Raw genomic sequence first — 18,538 nt, forward strand, 5'->3', positions numbered from 1 at the left:
CCTCAATAATTTCTGCGTCGCGCGGCGATAAGTGTTTGAGATTCGGTTCTCAATCGCTCGGTGGACAGATCATGCCCGCAGCAACAGTATTATTATTGCCTTCGTCTATAACGATAAAGCTACCAGTGGCATGGTTACGCTGATACGGGTCGCATGCTAGAGGCTGATGCACTTTGAACAGCACCCGCCCGATATCGTTCATTTTCAACGTATCAGCAGCCTCATGCTTCAATGTGTTGACATCTACGCGATACGCTATCCCGGAAACCAGCGCCTTAACCGTGCGCGTCGTATGTTTGATGAGATACTTGCGCCGTAGGTCGAGGCTTTGCTCAGACAACCAGCACAACACCGCCTCGAACTCCTTTTTAACCGGCGGAACATCGATCGGTTTGACCAGCATGTCTCCACGGGAGATATCAAGGTGATCTTCAATCGTCAATGTAACCGACTGGGGCGCGACCGCTTCATCCAGGTTGCCGTCATAGGTGACAATTTCCTTGACACGCGAAGTCAACCCCGATGGCAGAACCTTCACCGCGTCGCCTACGCTGATGAAACCAGATTCGATACGTCCCATGTAACCCCGGAAATCATGCAACACCTCTGTTTGCGGCCGGCACACCAACTGTATCGGGAACCGGAAATCTTCGAGGTTGATGTCGTGGTCGATGGGAACATTTTCCAGCAGATCCATCAATGTCGGACCTTGGTACCAGTCGAGCCGTCCCCCGCGTTCCACCACCATATCGCCATTCAAAGCCGACATCGGAATATAAGCGATATTTCTCAGTTCGAGTCCCTTGGCAAAAGCGTCGAAATCCTCGTAGATTCGCTCGAACACTTCGCGGGAATAATCCACCAGATCCATCTTGTTAACCGCCACCACCAGATGAGGGATGCCGACGAGGCTTGCAAGGTAGGCGTGCCGCCGCGACTGGGTGAGCACGCCCTTGCGCGCGTCAACGAGGATGATGGCGAGATTGGCCGTGGAAGCCCCTGTCACCATGTTGCGGGTATACTGTTCATGGCCCGGCGTATCGGCAATGATGAATTTTCGCTTTGGGGTCGCGAAGTACCGATAAGCCACGTCGATCGTGATGCCCTGTTCACGCTCGGCCTGCAATCCATCGGTGAGCAGGGATAAATCAACGTTTTCCATTCCGCGCCTCTGCGAGGTGTGCGTAATGGCGCTCAACTGATCCTCGAAAATGGACTTCGAGTCATGCAGCAAGCGACCGATCAGGGTACTTTTGCCATCATCCACGCTACCGGCGGTGATGAAACGCAATAATTCCGTATGATCAAAGGAAACACTTTCTATGGCTGACATTTAAAACTCTTCTGGAAAAATCCCGGTTAACGCTTTTCCGCATCAAAACGACGTCTATTCATAACGCCAGCGTCAGAAATAGCCCTCTTTCTTCCGCAGTTCCATGGACGCATCTGACGTCTGGTCATCCATGCGCGTCGCGCCCCGCTCGGTAATCCGCGTTATGGCTGTTTCCGCGATAATCTCGCCCACACTGACGGCAGCGGACTCGACTGGACAGGTGCAGCTCATGTCACCCACGGTGCGAAAGCGCACCATCAGATTCTCCACTTTCTCGCCTTCCTTCAGATCAATCAGGTGGGATAGCGGCAGAAGCCCGGCGCCCCGCCTGATCACATCCCGCGTATGGGCGAAATAGATTTCGGGCACCTCCAGGTCTTCGCGCGCAATATATTCCCATACGTCGAGCTCGGTCCAATTGCTAATGGGAAATACACGAATGTTTTCGCCGGGGTGTACCCGGGTATTATAGAGATCCCACAGTTCGGGGCGCTGGTTCTTGGGATCCCACTGACCAAATTCATCCCGGAACGAAAATATGCGTTCCTTGGCCCGAGCTTTTTCCTCGTCGCGGCGCGCCCCGCCGATACAGGCATCAAACCGGAATTCCGCAATGGCGTCCAGCAGTGTCACAGACTGAAATGGGTTGCGGCTCTGTTTTTCCGAGCGCAATACCACTCTTCCCTGCCTGATGGAGTCTTCCATGCTGCGCACGATTAAACGCTCGCCCAGCTGCTTGACGCGGCGGTCGCGAAACTCGATCACTTCCGGAAAGTTATGCCCTGTATCCACGTGCAGTAACGGAAATGGAAAGCGGCCGGGACGAAAGGCTTTTTCGGCAAGACGCAGTAGCACGATAGAATCCTTGCCGCCTGAAAATAGCAAGGTTGGATTGGCGCATTCGGCAGCCACCTCCCGCATGATATGGATGGCTTCGCTTTCAAGCGCGTCCAGATGACCTAGATGGCGTGCCATGCGGCATTTAATGGCAATCGGTTCAGTCTTCATGAGAACACTTGGAACAGGCGTAATAAATTCTTCCATATCGTTAAATATAATATCCATCGTTAATCCAGAGTCCCAGAGTCTTCGGGCGTAGGCTTAGCCCGTGTTTCTCAAAACCGAAGCTTGTCTGTGTCGCTTGTCCGGATGCAAGCCGCACTCCTTGATTTCCGGATCTTCCCACCACCAACGACCCGCGCGGACATCCTCCCCGGGCGTAATGGCTCGCGTGCATGGAGCGCAGCCGATGCTCGTGTAACCTTTGTCGTGTAGCAGATTGTAGGGAACACCGAATTGTTTGAGATAGTCCCATACCTCGGGCAGGCTCCAGTCCAGCAGCGGGCTGAATTTGTGCAAACCGTTGTCGGCATCGAATTCCACCTCGGCGAGATCCTTTCTGGTCGGTGCCTGATCCCGGCGTAAACCTGTTATCCAGGCACGCTTTCCGCTCAATGCACGTTTCAGCGGCTCAACCTTGCGTATGTGGCAGCATTGTTTCCGAAGTTCCATGCTGTCATAAAATCCGTTGGGCCCGTTCTGCGCAACATACGCCTCAATTACGGCAGAATTCGGAAAAAATACTGGAATACGTATTCCGTAACGCTCCGCAACTTGTCTCATCAGGCTATACGTTTCTTCAGGCAGCCGACCCGTATCCAAGGTAAACATGCTGATGGAAGGATAGTGGCGGGCGATCAGGTCCGTTAACACCATGTCCTCAGCGCCGAAGCTGCAGGCGAAGGTAACAGGCGCGTAATCTTCCTGGGCGGTATCCAGCAGGGTGCGTACCGCTGTAATCTTATGGTCAAGACTCATACGCTGGCTCAATCGCTAGCAGGTTATCAAACGTTGACCGACGACTGTGCCCGCTGAGCTGGTGATTTGGCTGACGCTGCCAGCGGCAGCGCGCCGGCCAAGTCAAGCTGCCGGTCGAACCCGAGGCAAAACTCGGCCGCCTCCATGGTCCATGTGTCCAGTTCGCTGTACCATTCGGTCAGCAGCGCATCATTCAGCTCTGCTGCCGGACGCGCGAAGTCCTCGGCGAATTTTGCCAGTTGCCGGGATAAACGCGATTTGGTAGGCAGTACCCGGCGTAACTCTTCCGCCTGCTCCACGAGGCCATCGTATTTTCGGCCACCAACTAACTCACTCACTCCTTGACCAATCAATCGGGCGATCTCCTCGGCACACTTCGCTGAATCCTCGAATTTGCGTTGAAACTTGAGCGCGTCCCGATAATTACGCTCGTGAGCCGCATCGAAAAAGCTTGAACCTATCTTTACCTGGCTGACTCCCGCGCACTCGCCACCCCCCAGTTGCAATACCTTGAAATCACCGTCCTTGCCATGGTCGCGCAGGACCGAATCCAGTTCTTCCGGTTTCACATCCGCTAAGTCCGCCAGCACGCCAGTCAAATATTCTTTGCCTACACGCCGTATCCAGGAAGAGAAGCTTTCTCCCGCCTCGCCGTTGGCTAGGTGAGCAGACTTCACCCGTGCCACCGCTGTCTCGATCCGGGCAGCGGGTATCGATGGGCCTTTGATCGCCAATGCGCCACCGGCCATGGCATTACCACCGAAATACATCTGGTAGTGGGGCACGAGCTTGCCATGCATGCGCTTGCCTTCGCCATAAATGCCGATATCGCCAGCCTCGGGTTGCGCACAGCCGTTATGACATCCAGAAACACGGATTTTCAGATCCTGCGAACCACCATTTAGCTTGGGCGCTAAGATTGTGCTTGAAGTGATGCCCAACCGGCACGTGGAAGTCCCCGGGCACGCGACAACATTATCGCCTATCTGGGGCTCGCCCAGCCCCAGTTCAGCCAGGGCGGATCGCAAAATTTCGATCTTGGCCTCCGGCACATTCGCGAAAAACATATTTTGATCCTGGGTCGCGCGTATATCATGCAACCCATGAGCCTCGGCAATACCCGCGAGGCCGCGCAATTGCATAACGTTCAAATTACCCATGGGCACGCTGATGGGAAAAACGTAATAACCACTCTGTTTCTGGGCGAACACATGGCGGGGGGCGCCCATGCCGGGGACTTCGCTATCCAAACCAGCGCTCCATTCGCCCCTGGGGTACTCCAGCGTCGCCAACGCCGCTTTGGTACGTCCCAATTCTTCGCGATATTTCTCGACGAACCCTTCCGGACCGAATTTGTCCACGAGGAACTTGATCCGCGCCTTGGCGCGCTTGACGCGGTCCGAATAGCGATTGTGCAACGAGATGATTGCTTCCATGACCGGAAGCAGATCCTTTTCTTCAATAAATTCCTCCACCACGATCGCCTCGTGTGGCTTATGCCCGAGCCCGCCCCCAGCCAAGACCTTGAAACCAAAGCGGTCGCCGTCGCGCACCGCGACGATTCCCATATCGTGCATCATCCCCTGCGCGCAATCGGACTCGCACGCGGAAAAGCTGATCTTGAATTTACGCGGCATCTGCTGTGTCAGCGGGTTGCGCAGGAAGTGCTGCACTGCGCCATCGAGATGTTCGTTGACATCGACATGCTGGCGAGGGCACACGCCGGATAGCGGGCATGCCGTAACGTTACGGATGGTATTGCCGCACGCTTCGCGAGTCGTCAACCCTGCGGTGGCCAAATGGCGAAGCACTGCCGGCGTATCCTCCAGCGGCACGTAATGCATTTGAATATCCTGCCGGGTGGTGATATGCACAACATCATGGCGCGCGTATTTTTCCAGCATATCGGCGATCACGCCCAGCTGAGGCGCGTTAAGACGTCCCCCCGGAAGCTTGATGCGAACCATGTTGACGCCTTCCTGCCGCTGCCCATAAATCCCCATTTGCAGGCGTGTGGCGGTAAAACGATCGACATCCATGCGCAGATCCCGGAAATCTCCAAGCGCCTGATCGAACGAATTAATTTCTTCCTCGTTAGCGAGATTCAAATGATCCATATATGCCTCCACAATTTAACGCTATATCAGCACGCGGCCCAAAAAGTCAAAAAACCTAACCTCAAGTTCTGCTTTATACTAACTGGAACTGCCTGGGACTGCTGCCGATACCTGTCACCTAACAACTCCTAACCACAAAATAGAAAAAAGCCGCAAAAATCCTTTATCTAGGAATGATGTTCAAACTTCGTCGGCTACCGCACACAGATCGCAACGAACCATCGTTATCCAGGTAAGCCGGCCGGGCTCTAGGTCGAACGTATTGTTTTTCACGGGGGGCGGGCGCTACCGAGTTGCAGGAACGTTTGATTTTCATCGGAATTTCCAGCACAGTCGCGGCTGTTCCTACTCGGATCGGTCCTTGTTATCAACGCCCTCCGCCACCTATGTCCTATTCTACCCACGGCAAGCAACCTCATATAGTGCCTCGAACCTGGCATAATAGCAATGAACATATATATCTCAAAAGAATATTATGTTAGATTTACATAACCTAACGTTATTAAGATTCAAAAATTATGAAATTACAACAGCTGCGCTATTTACGCGAGGTCGCCAACCAGGGCTTGAATTTGTCTAAGGCGGCAGAAATTCTGCACACCTCTCAGCCGGGAATCAGCAAGCAGATCCGCCTTCTGGAAAATGAGCTGGGAATAGATATCTTTGTGCGAAACGGCAAACGCGTGGTCAAGATTACACCACCAGGATTGGCGATCCTTGAGGTCGCAGATAGGATGTTGCGAGACGCAAAGAACCTGAAAAAGATCGGCCAGGAATTCGCCGATGAAGCGAGCGGCTCTCTCACCATCGCCACCACCCATACTCAGGCGAGGTATGCATTACCCGCCACAATCAAGCATTTTACCGCACGCTACCCAAAGGTGAAATTAATTTTGCGTCAAGGCAACCCCACCCAGATAGCCGAGCTGGTCACCTCCGGTGTTGCGGATATCGCAATTGCGACGGAGGCCATCGAACTTTTTGATGAACTCGTAATGCTGCCTTGCTACCAATGGAACCGTTGCATTGTGGTCCCATCGCGGCACCCGTTGCTTAAGCTCGAAAAACTGACGCTGGAGGACATCGCGCAGCACCCCATCGTTACGTATGATTTTGCTTTTACCGGCCGCTCCAAAATCAATCAGGCATTCGATGCGAAGGGATTAACGCCCAACGTCGTCTTAACTGCGATAGACGCCGATGTAATCAAAACGTACGTGGAACTCGGGCTCGGCGTGGGCATACTTGCGCAAATGGCGTTCGAGCCCAAGCGCGACAAGCACCTCAGGGCGATCGACGCAAGTCATCTGTTCGAGGCAAGTACCACCCGGATCGGCATCAGCCGCAACAGCTACTTGCGTGGCTATATCTATGAGTTTATTGAGCTCTTCGCTCCACATCTCGACCATAAGGTGGTGACCGCCGCAATGCAGGAGCGCCTCTGACCCTGTTCACGTGCAGGGACGGCCGAAACTTCGAGGCGTTGTCAGGCAGTGCGCGTTATCCGTACCGTGCGCACGTTATAATGTCGGCACACCGTGGCTAATGCACACATGACTGCCATCAAGTTGCTACCCGACCTGCTCATCAGCCAGATTGCCGCTGGAGAAGTGGTAGAGCGCCCCGCGTCCGCGCTTAAGGAGATACTGGAGAATAGTATTGATGCCGGCGCTACGGAAGTATCGGCGCAGCTTTTCCAGGGTGGAACCAAACTGATCCGTGTCGCCGACAATGGAACGGGAATTGCCAGAGATGAGATGGCTCTTGCACTTTCGCGACACGCGACCAGCAAGATCACCACGCTTGAGGACTTGCAGAATGTAGCAAGTCTTGGTTTCCGGGGCGAGGCGCTCGCCAGTATCGCAGCAGTATCGCGGCTGACGCTGGCAAGCCGCCGGGCGGGGGAAATCCACGGCTGGCGGGTAGAGATCGAGGGAGGCCATTTATCCCCGCCTGAACCCATGGGGCGGGACAACGGCACGACGGTGGAAGTGCATGATCTCTACTTCAACACGCCGGCAAGGCGTAAATTTCTGAAGAGTGAGGCGACCGAATTTTCTCACGGTGAAGAAGCGTTTAAACGGATCGCCTTATCGCGATGCGATATCGCGTTCACCCTGCAACACAACGGCCTCGTACGCAGCCGTTTACCCGCTGCTGATGCAAGAACCCGCATCACAGCCGTGCTGGGGGAAGAATTCAATCAAAACTCGGTATTTATCGACAGTCATGCAGCCCACCTGCGGTTATCCGGCTTGGCAGCGCTGCCCGCCTATTCCCGATCTGCCAGGGACGCACAATACTTCTTCGTAAATGGCCGGTTCGTGCGCGACAAGCTGATTGCGCACGCCATACGCGAGGCCTACCGGGATATTCTCCATCTCGACCGGCATCCCGCTTTTGTCCTGTTTCTCGAGATTGATCCAAATGGCGTGGATGTGAATGTCCATCCAACAAAAACCGAAGTCAGATTCCGCGATCCGCGCGCACTGCATCAATTCATTTTTCATGCCATCGACAAGGCCCTTGCCTCCCCCAGCCACGTATCCTCCGCCTCCATTTCCGCTCATCATCAGACTCCAGGCAGAACGGCAATTGAAAAGACAGCAGACGCGTTTTCCAGCTACCCGCGACAAAATATCATTCCGCTTAAACCTCCGCCGGGCGTTGCCCAATCAGTTGCGTTCTATTCGACGTTATTCCGGGCGGAAACCCCTAACACAGAATCAGAATTTGGATCAACGCAGGGCGATGACGGCAAGCAGGCTGACCTCCCATTAGGTTTTGCCCTCGGGCAGCTTCTCGGTACCTACATCCTGTCGCAAAATGAACGGGGTCTGGTTATCGTTGACATGCACGCCGCACATGAGCGCATCCTTTATGAGAAACTGAAATTGGCGCTGGATAGCGAAGCGGTTGTGATGCAGCCTCTGCTGATCCCCGCCACGTTCCATGCAACCAGCCTGGATATTGCGACTGTTGAAGAAAACCCTGTCACCCTGCGTGAACTTGGCTTCGAAATATATGTATTCTCACCAACGATGTTAGTGGTTCGCGGCATACCCGTGACGCTCAAGGATGCCGATATAATTAAACTGGCTCGCGAAGTGCTGGACGACATACGCGAATTTGGCGCCAGCGAGGCACTGACGAGCAGACGCAACGAACTTCTTTCGACGATGGCCTGTCACGGCGCAGTTCGCGCCAACCGCATGCTGACCTTTCCGGAAATGAATGCGCTGCTGCGTGAAATGGAAATAACCGAGCGTGCCGGGCAGTGCAATCACGGCAGGCCGACGTGGTTCGAAATCAGCTTTGCCGATCTCGACAGGATGTTCATGCGCGGCAGATAAATTTCTTTGCCCAGCAGCGCCCATCCTTCCCGTACAGCCACTTTCAAAACCCTCCATTCTCACGCTACCCGCAACGATGACAATAAAGCTTCTGGGAGGAATCTCTCCAACTCACTTTCTGCGCAATTACTGGCAAAAGAAACCATTACTGATCCGGGGTGCCGTCCCCGGCTTCAAGGGGTTACTCAGCCGTGACGAACTCATCCGCCTGGCTTGCGAAGACGAAGCCCAATCGCGGCTGGTCACGCAAAGGAATAAGAAATGGGATGTTCGGACCGGTCCGTTTACCAATCGCGATTTTTCTCGTCTGTCCAACAAAAACTGGACATTGCTGGTGCAGGACGTTAACCATTTCCTACCTTCCGCGCGTGAATTACTCATGAATTTTCAGTTTATCCCGTACGCGCGCCTGGATGATCTGATGATCAGCTATGCGCCCGAAGGGGGGGGCGTGGGTCCCCATTTTGATTCATACGACGTGTTTCTCCTACAGGGGCCGGGACGCCGGCTTTGGCAAGTGTCCGCCCAACAGGATAAGAGACTGGTTGACGTTGCGCCGTTAAAAATCCTGCGTGACTTCAGGCCCGAACAGGAGTGGATACTGGAACCGGGCGATATGCTGTATCTACCACCCGGTTACGCCCATAACGGCATAGCGAAAGAACCATGCATGACCTATTCCGTTGGATTCAGAGCGCCAGCCCATCAGGAACTTGCAACCCAGTTTCTAGTGTATCTCCAGGATCATGTGGTAATGGAAGGAATGTATAGCGATCCGCATCTCCGCATGCAGCCTCACCCGGCCCGGATCAGTCGGGACATGTTGCGTCACGTGGGCGCAACCCTGAACAAGATCAAATGGAACGGTGAGGACGTGGAACGTTTTATTGGGATATATCTCACCGATCCCAAACCCCACGTTTTTTTTACCCCGCCTTCGCATCCCATGAGTCAACGTGAATTCGAACTTCAGGTTTGTAAAGGCCGCCTTAAACTGAATCTGAAAAGCCGCATGCTGTGCGGCGAGAAGAACATTTTTTTAAACGGCGACGTATACACGGCCGGAGCCGCCGCTCACAGGCAATTGGAACAGCTCGCCGATCTATTCATATTGCAGGACGTGGAAGAATTTGAAACCCTTACCCTGCTTTATCAATGGTATACTTACGGATATGTTGAGCTAGAGCTAGAAGGACGGCCAGCGCGGTGATTCCCGATTTTTAAATCAACTGCTGCAGAAACACTTCGCGCGAGCTTTTCAATTGAGAAGCGTGACCGAAAATTTTGACCAGCCTGTCACCCTGGTGCTTGAATTGCAAAAAAAACCGCAGCAATAAAATGGGGCAAGCCCTTATTTTTGCAGACCCCCGTTACTACCACTTATGGCTCTGGGATACAACGACTAGACAACATTTCTGAATTCTGCTATTAAGATAGTGGCTGTTAAGATGGTGCTCGTCTCAGATTTGAATGGCCGAAATACTTAAATTTTCCCGTGACTCGTTAAATCTATAAAGGAGATTAAAAAAATGAAGTACTCGCTCCTCGCTGCTGCACTGGTGACACTCACATTCAGCGCATGTGATCAAATGAAAGAGCATAAACCCGGCGAAGGAAAGCCCGGGCAATACCCGCCCAGCCTATGGGAAAAACGCGAAGGACAACTTAGTGATGCGGATATTGAAGCTGCGCAAAAAGAAGCTGCCGGTGGAGGGGGACAAGCCGCGAAACAACCCCCGGCAGATGCACCCAAATAACAATGCAAATACGCAACTTAAAAAAAGCCGTCCTTCGGGACGGCATTTTTTTGTCGAATTCGCTTACAAAAACCACTCTCCGGACCATGCTCAGCGGACTGAAACGCTGACAGGTCGTCCACACCCTTCCCCTTCTCCAACCCCTTTGACGCCGTGAATCAGACCCTTCATCGCGATGGTATTCGACAAGCACCCGTTTTTGCACGTTCCTGATCCCCTTTCAGATTTGAACGACTCCGAGGCTTTTGTTACACTAGGCTTTGTTACACCACCTTTTTCTGGACTATAGGACGACATATAATGAAATACCCGCTCCTCGTTGCTGCTGTGGCGGCATTGATGCTCACTGGTTGTGAGTATAAAAAGCACCCGATGGATAAGCCGCCTCCCTCTGCCATGGCTGAACGTGATTCGGCCCCGAAATTTGACGAACTGGATAAGGAAGGCGCTGACACAAACGTCAAAAAAGAAGAGCCGGCCAAATAAATAATAGGGCTAATGTTCTTCGAAACATCCAACTATTAAAAATTAACTCCGCGAACAGCGAAACCAGAATCAATATAGATCAGTTAGCGTAAATTTCGATTGGTCAGCGGGGTTTTTACTATATAATAAGGTTCGTTGCACTCTATTTCCCATTTTATTAAGGACGCCCCGATAATGAAACTCACATTCCTTGCCGCCGCTTTGGTGGCTATCGCTCTCACGGCATGCGACAGACCTAAACAAGCACTGCCCGAAAATTCGACGACATATGGCACCAGAACCGAAGAAGGTGCCACGTTGGATGAAACACGGAAAGGATCCCCAAGCGAACAAACCGCCGCCGCTCCCGCTGCTGAAGGCGAGGATGAATATTCCGGTCAAGCCGTGCTTCCCGGCCATGCACTCGATGGCAATGGCAACCCCCTGCCGCCGGGCAAAAGCCCCATTCCCGAAGGCCACTAGGAACAATCGCGCTTAAAAAAGCCATCCTCAGGGATGGCTTTTTTATTGGGTAAAACGCTGATTTGTAGGGTATATGCAGTAGCAGGTCGTATGTCCACGCTTCCGCTCGCCGCGCGTTCCCGCCATGGCAGTGAAGGCTTACCGGGTCTGCTGGAGCTTGAAGCAAGACTTGGTTTTATCATATAATTATGTCTTATCACCAACTTTTTGAGGGTATTAAACAATGAGACTTACGCTCGTCGCTGCTACCTTGGCTGCGCTAATGATGACTGCCTGTGGTAAGCCGAACCAAGCGCTTCCGGAACAGGAAAAAGAGAATTTTTCTAAGATCACCTCGCAACAGGGTGCGCCCTCGGCGCCGGCTCCTGACGCAGGTGCACCGGCGTCGGAAGCGCCGGACGCAAGCGAAGGAAAATAATGCGTATCTAAGCGTCAGCTGGCAAAACCAGACTTGACCAGAATTCAGACCTTGCAAATAAAGGCCGCCCTAGGGCGGCCTTTACATTTGGGGTCGGCTTTTAGATCTGTACCCCGAAGGGCACGGATTTTTAAAAGCGCCCCACCGCCGTTGCCTAGCTGCGTGGCCACTATCCGGGTGAAGACCTGTTTAGAGGTTGCTTAGCTGACGCCAGCCAAAGCCGTCGTTCTGGTCAGCCACGCCGATCCAGTCACCACCGCAATTCAAGGCACGGCTCAGCACTGATCGTGCCAGTAATGGGGTGTTGTTTTTCTGGCTTAAATGAGCCGCGATGACATGTTGGAGGCGGCTGCAATCGAGGCTCGCAAGCAGTTCACCGGAGGCGGTATTCTCCAGGTGGCCGAAACGACCCCCCACGCGCTGTTTTAGACGGTGGGGATAATCTCCGTTCGCAAGCATATTCGCGTCGTGGTTGCATTCGAGCACCAACGCATCGCACCGGTTTAACGTTGCCTCGATATGGGGCGTTGAACGTCCCGTGTCGGTCAGTACGCCTAATCGGAATGCGCCATCCCCGAATACGAATTGCGCAGGTTCGTGCGCATCGTGCGGAACCGGATAAGGCTCGACTTCGATACTTCCTATGGAGAAACGCTGGTAGCCTTCGATGATGTTGACTGAAGGCACCCGCGCGAATCTTCTTTCCACCCCGCGAAGAGTCCCATAAGTCAACCATACCGGTGTCCGAAATTTACGCGCAAATCGCTCAACTCCTCCTATATGATCATCATGTTCATGGGTAACCACGAGCCCGTCGATCATCTCGGGGTCCAGGCCGAGCCTGGAAAGACGGAACAGGGTTTCCTTCAGAGTAAAACCGCAATCAAGTAGCAACCTTGTATTTGCTACCTCGACTACAAGGCCGTTTCCCTGTGAACCACTACCTAAACAGGCAAAGCGCATGCTTCGGGACGAATAATCGCATAACACCGGCGTCTAACGCGGAAAGACACTTCGATGCCCAAGCTCTCGCTTGAAGGGCGGCTATGGCAACGTATTTTAGCGAGATGTATCACCGCGATACAGGCATGATTGAAATAAACCCCGGGGCGGGTTCGACCAGCAGATTGAAAATATCAAAGGCTGGTTAAGCCAAAGTTCGCCGGCTTTATGAGCCGGCCCTCATTCAACAACAATTTTGTTATCTCATCGGGTGGAAGGGCCTGGGCGAAATAATAACCCTGAATTTCATCACACCCTCGCTCACGCAAAAACTCATACTGCTCAACGGTCTCAACTCCCTCGGCGACCACTCTTACCTTAAGGCTGTGCGCCATATCGATGACCGCGGTTGTTATCGCAGCATCTGCGGCATTCGTCGTAATATCACCGATAAAAGAACGGTCGATCTTCAGCACATCGATAGGGAACCGCTTTACATAAGCCAGGCTTGAATAGCCGGTCCCAAAGTCGTCGATCGAGATTCGAATTCCCAGCGCTTTCAACCGTTTGAGAATGCGTGCAGTTTTTTTTGCGTGCGTCATCAATGAACTCTCGGTCAACTCCAGTTCCAGCAAATCGGAATCAATGCTGTTCTCTCGTAACGCGCGTTCTGTTTGCAACTCAAATTCAAGCAGTTCCGGCGACACGCCATTTTCCCGAGTGGCACGGATCACATCGTGGTTTAACGTGCTTTGAGAGAACTGCCTGCCAGAAACATTCACCGATACAGGAATTTCCCCCATCCCTAGACGCCTCCATTCGGCAATCTGCTTACATGCACTCTCTATCACCCAGGCTCCCACCCGGTTGATCAACCCGGTTTGTTCAAGCACCGGTATGAACTCCAGTGGTCCGATGAATCCATGCCCCGGCCGCTCCCATCTTATCAGGGCTTCCAGGCCGGTGATTCTTCCATTGGAGAGCTCCACCTTCGGCTGATAATGTAAAACAAATTCGTTTTGATCGAGCGCGGTTCGCAGGGCGTTTTCCTGATCCAGTTTCTCCATGGCCCGCATATTCATTTCCGCGGTGAAGAAGCGATAGGTGTCCTTCCCCGCCTCTTTCGACCGATACATTGCGGTATCGCCGTTTTTTACCAACGCGTCTGCATCAAGCGAGTCTGTTGGGTAAACGCTGATCCCGATACTCGCTGTAACCGTTGCCTGATGCCCCGCCAAATTGAAGGGCTGGCGCAGGGTTTCTCTGATCTTGCTCGCCACCACTCCTGCATCACCGGAGCTATCGGTAGTAACTAGAATGCATCCGAACTCGTCACCGCCCAGGCGGGCGACCATGTCCGTGATACGCAAGCATTCCGACAAGCGAAGACTGAACTGACACAGTAACTCATCGCCAAGCGCGTGCCCCAGTGTGTCGTTTATATTCTTGAAGTCATCAATATCGAGAAACAGCACCGAAATCATGCGGTGATTCATTTCAGCCTGTTTGATAAGTTTTCGCAGCGACTCGTAGAACAGTGTCCGGTTGGGAAGACTGGTCAGCGCATCGTAATGGGCGAGATGTAACAAGCGCAGGTCGGCGTGCTTGCGATTGGTGATGTCGTCCATAATCCCCACTACTTTCTGTGCGCCCGTCGAGTCTTTGATCGGAAAGCTGCGGGAGTGCACCCAGCGGATGCTGTTATCCGAAAGCAGCAACCGGTAATCGTGGTCCACCCCCTCCTGGGACAGCTCTCCTGTCTCGCAAATTACTCGTTGCAGATCGTCGGGATGAACCGCTTCAAGAAATTTTTCCACTTTATCCCCAGGCACAACGCGACGCCCTGTCAACTTCTCCCAGGCAGGATTAATGTAGCGCAACGTTCTATCCTCGACATCCCAAATCCAAAACACCTGTGGAAGGTTGCCTGCAAGCTGATCGAACAACTCTTCAGCTTCGCGCATAGAGGCGGTTCGTTCGTGGAGCACGGTTTCAAGATTCGCGACAAATTGCTGCAACTCTTTCTGCAAAAACCTGATCTCGAGCACATCGCGTATATGTGTCAATACCGCAAGTCGGTCAAACGGCTTGGTAATAAAACCTTTTGCCCCCGCCTGCAACGCCCGCTCCTTATGCTCCAGCTGCGCAGTTATCACAAGAACGGGAAGCCGCTCGCAATGCGCCGAGGACAGCCCCGCTTCAGCCTCAACCCCCCGCAGCCCTTCCATTACCTGGAATCCATCCATGACAGGCATCATCAAATCAAGCAGGATGAGGTCATATCGCTTCGCACGGTGCAGATCGCAAACCACAACGGGATTCATGGTGGATTCAACTGCAGTATAACCCGCTCCCGACAGCATGCCATGGATCACCGCGACGTTATCTTTCCGATCGTCGACGATTAGGATTTTGGCATTAAAAATATCGGAAGACGTCATTGGATTCTTTTTATTTCATATCCGAAGGTTGGTTCGCCTACTGGAAGTGTTGGGAACGGATATTTGTATTTACTTGACTCGTCACGACACAGTTATGGCACACACGCTTGATCAAGTCGCGCTCCGACATATCCTGTCCGCCGCAGCGCGATAAACCCATTCCATGCACAGGGGTGTTGCTGCGGAATGCATCATATTCCTGTTGATGAGAAGCAGCAATATCCGAGCTGGTCATGAAGCGGCACTACATACTCAAAATTGCATCTTGACGGGGAATAGGTCTTTCTGCATAGTAAAGCAGAAAACATGCCACCCTCCTTCCCACCTCTAATCCACAGCAATTTGGGGCTATTCCAGCCCAACATTAGCCTTTTAGTAAGAAGGCGGGATAACTATTGTAAAATTTGCCGATAAAAAGCCGAGGCCGCGTGCGGACATGCTGCCGGCTGCACCGGGGCTCAACCGGTGACAGCAGGTGAACGCAGGATAAAGCGCCTGAAGACACCCTTGCTTCCCGAGCATCAGGCTTTCTGGATTAAATCGTATGATATTTGTCCGACCGCATAAAATAACGGCTGAGCCATGGTAGACATTTTAAGAGAATTCCTTGCGCACTGGGGAGTAACCGCGCTTGCGCTATGGCTTACAAGTTTCATTTTTCATGGCATCTCATTCAGCAGCAAAAAATCGCTATTGATATCGGCATTACTATTGGGTCTCGTCAATGCTGTCATACGCCCCGTTGTCGTTATTCTGACGATCCCGCTAACGCTGGTTACATTCGGTCTCTTCTTGCTGGTAATCAACGCAGTGATGATGATGCTGGTATCGGCGCTCGTGCCGGGATTCAGGATTTCCGGTTTTTGGACCGCATTTTTTGCCAGCATCGTGGTCACGCTGATCAGCATATTTGTGGGCATGCTCATATTTGGCCCGGAGGACAGCCTGCTCAATATGCCCGCACAACAAGGCGTAATGGTTTAATGACCGTGCATCCGAATGATGCAGCCTGTCGGTGCATCAGCCGCACGGTAATAAGGTTGACGTTAATAAAAACAACCCGATCCCATCTCGGCGACATTGAGCAAACCTGATATTTTTTTTGCATCAGCGCTCGGCTCGAACGGCAGCACGCCCAGCAGCGGACAATTCAGCCGCTGTTCCAACGCAAGCACATTTTCATCAAATGCGCCCATGTGTGGATCGATGTGGTTCGCCACCCATCCGGCCAGCGTCAGTCCGGCCGCGCGCACAGCCTGCGCCGTCAACAGGGCGTGATTGAGGCAACCCAGTTGCATTCCCACCACCAGGACAACCGGCAAGTCCAGAGCCCGCGCCAGATCGCTGCTGTCTTGGCAGTCATTGAGCGGCACCAGAAAGCCGCCGATACCCTCGACGATGACGACGTCGGCAATTGTTTTCAATTCGACCCAAGCTTGGAGAATGGTGTCAACATCGATTTTGATGCCCGATTGCTTTGCTGCAATGTGGGGTGCAATGGGTGGGATCAGCGCATAAGGATTTATCTGCTCGCACCGCATAGTTACGTTACTCGCAGCCGCCAGAAGGTCGACATCAGCACATCGACCGTTCTCGCACCCCGACGCGACCGGCTTCATACCCACGACAGTCTTGCCGTGAAGCCCGAAAGCGTGCAATAGTGCACAGCTGACCAGCGTTTTGCCAACACCCGTGCTGGTGCCAGTGACAAAATAACCCGATATCATGGCAAACTAGAATCCCGGCTCACATCAGGCCCAGTTGCCGCCTGGTTTCGGGAGTAAGCACGGACTTGCGCGACTCCGGCTTCCAGGCATGACCATAAATCACTTCAAACGTCGCCGGCAATTTTCCCCCAGTACGCAGGGCCTCATAACGATTCAAAACGGCTTGCCAGGATGTTTTTCCGCTTAGTCCACGCCGTCTCCCTCCCGTTGCATTATGCGCGCCGATGGCTTTCAGGTCCCGCATAACGCTGATGGGGTCGTCATACGTAAGCGTGATGTATTCCATATCCATGACGGGTGTGGCGAAGCCGCAATGTACCAGTATGTCGCCCACATCGTGCATGTCCAAAAAACGATTCACGTGGCTATAACGGTCGACTTTCCCAAAGGCGTGGCGCAGCTCTTTTAACGTATCCGGTCCAAGAGTACTGAACATGAACAAACCGCCGGTTTGCAGCACCCGGTGCACTTCGGCAAATGTTTGCTTGATGTCGTTGCACCACTGCAATGTCAGGTTGGACCACACCAGACCTGTGCACGAATCCTTAAACGGCATCAGTTCCATATCGCCCGCCACATAACTCGTCTGATTCTTCTTGGCTGACAACTGCCGCCACCACGAGACCGGCGGGCGCGCTTGCAAATGCATTGCCTGCGCAACGTCTACCGCCAGCATGCGGGCTGCGGGATAGCGCATGAGTAACTTTCGGGTGCCGTAGCCGGTGCCGCTGCCGGCATCCAGAATGACATCAGGCGTATATTTAATGTAATCCAGCCGTGACAACATGCGGCCGCAGACCTCTCGTTGCAGGATGGCCGCATGGTCATAGCCGGTTGCGGCCCGTTCAAAGGCAGCCCGCACCGAGCGCTTATCGATGCTGTAGTCGTCACTCACCTAATTGTCGCAACCCTTCAGTCTAAGCATGTGTTTCACAAATTGATCGGGATAAGACAAGAACGGCGCGTGCCCGCAATCGTCGAGGATCATCAGTTCTGAATGGGGTAGCTGCTGATTCATCCATTTCGCCGCGCCGGGATGGGTAATGACATCTTTTTCGCCATGTATGAGCAGCACTGGCTGGCTAATTGACGTTACAGTACCCCGCATGTCACTCAATAACAGAAGCCGCAAACCTTCCTCCAATGCGATCTCATCCGGTTTTCCCCGTTCAAACACGCTCTTGCGCAGCCGCGCGAGCACGGCGGCCGTATTGCTTCCGCCGCTAATCTGCAAAGTAAGGAATCTGTTCAATGTGCCCTTGTAGTCGCGCTTCAGATTAATCCCAAATAATTGCAGCGTCCCGGCTTCCATTCCCCACTGCCAATCATCCGTCTTGACAAAACACGGGGTCGTGGAAATTAGGGCAAGTTTTCTTACCCGTGCAGGATCGCGTTTTGCCAGTTCGATTGCGATCTGCCCGCCTAGCGACCAGCCACAAAGAATACAATCTTCAGGCAAGATCTCCGCTACCGACTCAACCGAGTACTCCATAATCCCTTGCTCTAGGTTCGCGCGATACGGAGAACTGAACCCATGTCCCGGCAGGTCCACTAAATGTAAGCGGAAATGCCGCGCGAGCCGCTCACGCACGTCGCGCCATATCCCGCTATGCATTGCCCAGCCGTGCAGCAAGACAAGATCAGGGCCTGCTCCCTCAGATTCAACGTGAAGACTCATCGTTAC

Annotated in this window: 17 protein-coding genes; 8 read left to right on the top strand and 9 right to left on the bottom strand. The window is 53.2% G+C overall.

What is annotated here, in order from left to right; all coding sequences use genetic code 11:
* Window positions 1–49: 49 nt before the first annotated feature.
* The 4 genes from cysN to BM022_RS04115 form a co-directional block, all read right to left on the bottom strand.
* Window positions 50–1,333: a sulfate adenylyltransferase subunit CysN gene (gene cysN / locus BM022_RS04105; RefSeq protein WP_091137102.1), complete on the bottom strand. Its 1,284-nt coding sequence runs from the start codon at window positions 1,331–1,333 to the stop codon at window positions 50–52.
* A 72-nt stretch (window positions 1,334–1,405) separates the two neighbouring features.
* Window positions 1,406–2,341, bottom strand: a complete 936-nt coding sequence (gene cysD / locus BM022_RS15680) for a sulfate adenylyltransferase subunit CysD (protein WP_256208922.1) — start codon at window positions 2,339–2,341, stop codon at window positions 1,406–1,408.
* A 93-nt stretch (window positions 2,342–2,434) separates the two neighbouring features.
* Window positions 2,435–3,151 (bottom strand): phosphoadenylyl-sulfate reductase, encoded by a 717-nt coding sequence (locus tag BM022_RS15685; protein ID WP_218146823.1) that lies wholly within the window; start codon window positions 3,149–3,151, stop codon window positions 2,435–2,437.
* A 26-nt stretch (window positions 3,152–3,177) separates the two neighbouring features.
* Entirely contained in the window at window positions 3,178–5,268 is a 2,091-nt protein-coding gene (locus BM022_RS04115; RefSeq protein ID WP_091137104.1) for a nitrite/sulfite reductase, read from the bottom strand.
* 518 nt (window positions 5,269–5,786) lie between these two features.
* On the opposite strand from BM022_RS04115, the gene cysB reads away from it, so the two are divergent.
* From cysB to BM022_RS04150, 7 genes are all read left to right on the top strand, one after another.
* Window positions 5,787–6,713, top strand: coding sequence for an HTH-type transcriptional regulator CysB (cysB, locus tag BM022_RS04120; protein ID WP_091137106.1), 927 nt, complete (start codon window positions 5,787–5,789; stop codon window positions 6,711–6,713).
* 108 nt (window positions 6,714–6,821) lie between these two features.
* On the top strand, window positions 6,822–8,621 hold the full coding sequence (mutL, locus tag BM022_RS04125; RefSeq protein ID WP_091137107.1) for a DNA mismatch repair endonuclease MutL: 1,800 nt from the start codon (window positions 6,822–6,824) through the stop codon (window positions 8,619–8,621).
* A gap of 76 nt (window positions 8,622–8,697) precedes the next feature.
* Window positions 8,698–9,831 carry a cupin domain-containing protein gene (locus BM022_RS04130; RefSeq protein WP_091137109.1) on the top strand — a complete coding sequence of 378 codons (1,134 nt, stop codon included), beginning with the start codon at window positions 8,698–8,700 and terminating at the stop codon, window positions 9,829–9,831.
* Window positions 9,832–10,150: 319 nt separating this feature from the next.
* Entirely contained in the window at window positions 10,151–10,378 is a 228-nt protein-coding gene (locus tag BM022_RS04135; RefSeq protein ID WP_091137111.1) for a hypothetical protein, read from the top strand.
* Window positions 10,379–10,678: 300 nt separating this feature from the next.
* A complete protein-coding gene (locus tag BM022_RS04140) occupies window positions 10,679–10,864 on the top strand; it encodes a hypothetical protein (protein ID WP_256208907.1) in 186 nt (61 codons plus the stop codon).
* 174 nt (window positions 10,865–11,038) lie between these two features.
* The gene (locus BM022_RS04145; RefSeq protein WP_091137114.1) at window positions 11,039–11,326 is read left to right on the top strand and encodes a hypothetical protein; all 288 of its coding nucleotides are present in this window, start codon (window positions 11,039–11,041) and stop codon (window positions 11,324–11,326) included.
* 223 nt (window positions 11,327–11,549) lie between these two features.
* Window positions 11,550–11,744 carry a hypothetical protein gene (locus BM022_RS04150; protein ID WP_091137116.1) on the top strand — a complete coding sequence of 65 codons (195 nt, stop codon included), beginning with the start codon at window positions 11,550–11,552 and terminating at the stop codon, window positions 11,742–11,744.
* Window positions 11,745–11,933: 189 nt separating this feature from the next.
* On the opposite strand, the gene BM022_RS04155 is transcribed toward BM022_RS04150, so the two are convergent.
* Both BM022_RS04155 and BM022_RS04160 read right to left on the bottom strand, forming a co-directional pair.
* A complete protein-coding gene (locus BM022_RS04155; protein WP_091137118.1) occupies window positions 11,934–12,707 on the bottom strand; it encodes an MBL fold metallo-hydrolase in 774 nt (257 codons plus the stop codon).
* A gap of 173 nt (window positions 12,708–12,880) precedes the next feature.
* Window positions 12,881–15,127, bottom strand: coding sequence for an EAL domain-containing response regulator (locus BM022_RS04160; RefSeq protein ID WP_091137120.1), 2,247 nt, complete (start codon window positions 15,125–15,127; stop codon window positions 12,881–12,883).
* Window positions 15,128–15,709: 582 nt separating this feature from the next.
* Here BM022_RS04160 and BM022_RS04165 point away from each other — a divergent pair.
* Window positions 15,710–16,111 (top strand): phage holin family protein, encoded by a 402-nt coding sequence (locus BM022_RS04165; RefSeq protein ID WP_091137121.1) that lies wholly within the window; start codon window positions 15,710–15,712, stop codon window positions 16,109–16,111.
* 62 nt (window positions 16,112–16,173) lie between these two features.
* Here the strand turns inward: BM022_RS04165 and bioD are convergent, their stop codons facing one another.
* The 3 genes from bioD to bioH are packed head-to-tail and all read right to left on the bottom strand — an operon-like array spanning window position 16,174 to window position 18,532.
* Window positions 16,174–16,854 carry a dethiobiotin synthase gene (gene bioD / locus BM022_RS04170; RefSeq protein WP_091137123.1) on the bottom strand — a complete coding sequence of 227 codons (681 nt, stop codon included), beginning with the start codon at window positions 16,852–16,854 and terminating at the stop codon, window positions 16,174–16,176.
* A 19-nt stretch (window positions 16,855–16,873) separates the two neighbouring features.
* Entirely contained in the window at window positions 16,874–17,749 is an 876-nt protein-coding gene (gene bioC, locus BM022_RS04175) for a malonyl-ACP O-methyltransferase BioC (RefSeq protein WP_091137125.1), read from the bottom strand.
* Window positions 17,750–18,532, bottom strand: coding sequence for a pimeloyl-ACP methyl ester esterase BioH (gene bioH, locus BM022_RS04180; protein WP_091137218.1), 783 nt, complete (start codon window positions 18,530–18,532; stop codon window positions 17,750–17,752). It lies immediately after the preceding gene.
* Window positions 18,533–18,538 lie beyond the last annotated feature (6 nt).

It is taken from the genome of Nitrosospira sp. Nsp14 (assembly GCF_900113575.1).
In the GTDB taxonomy this organism is placed as follows: Bacteria; Pseudomonadota; Gammaproteobacteria; order Burkholderiales; family Nitrosomonadaceae; genus Nitrosospira.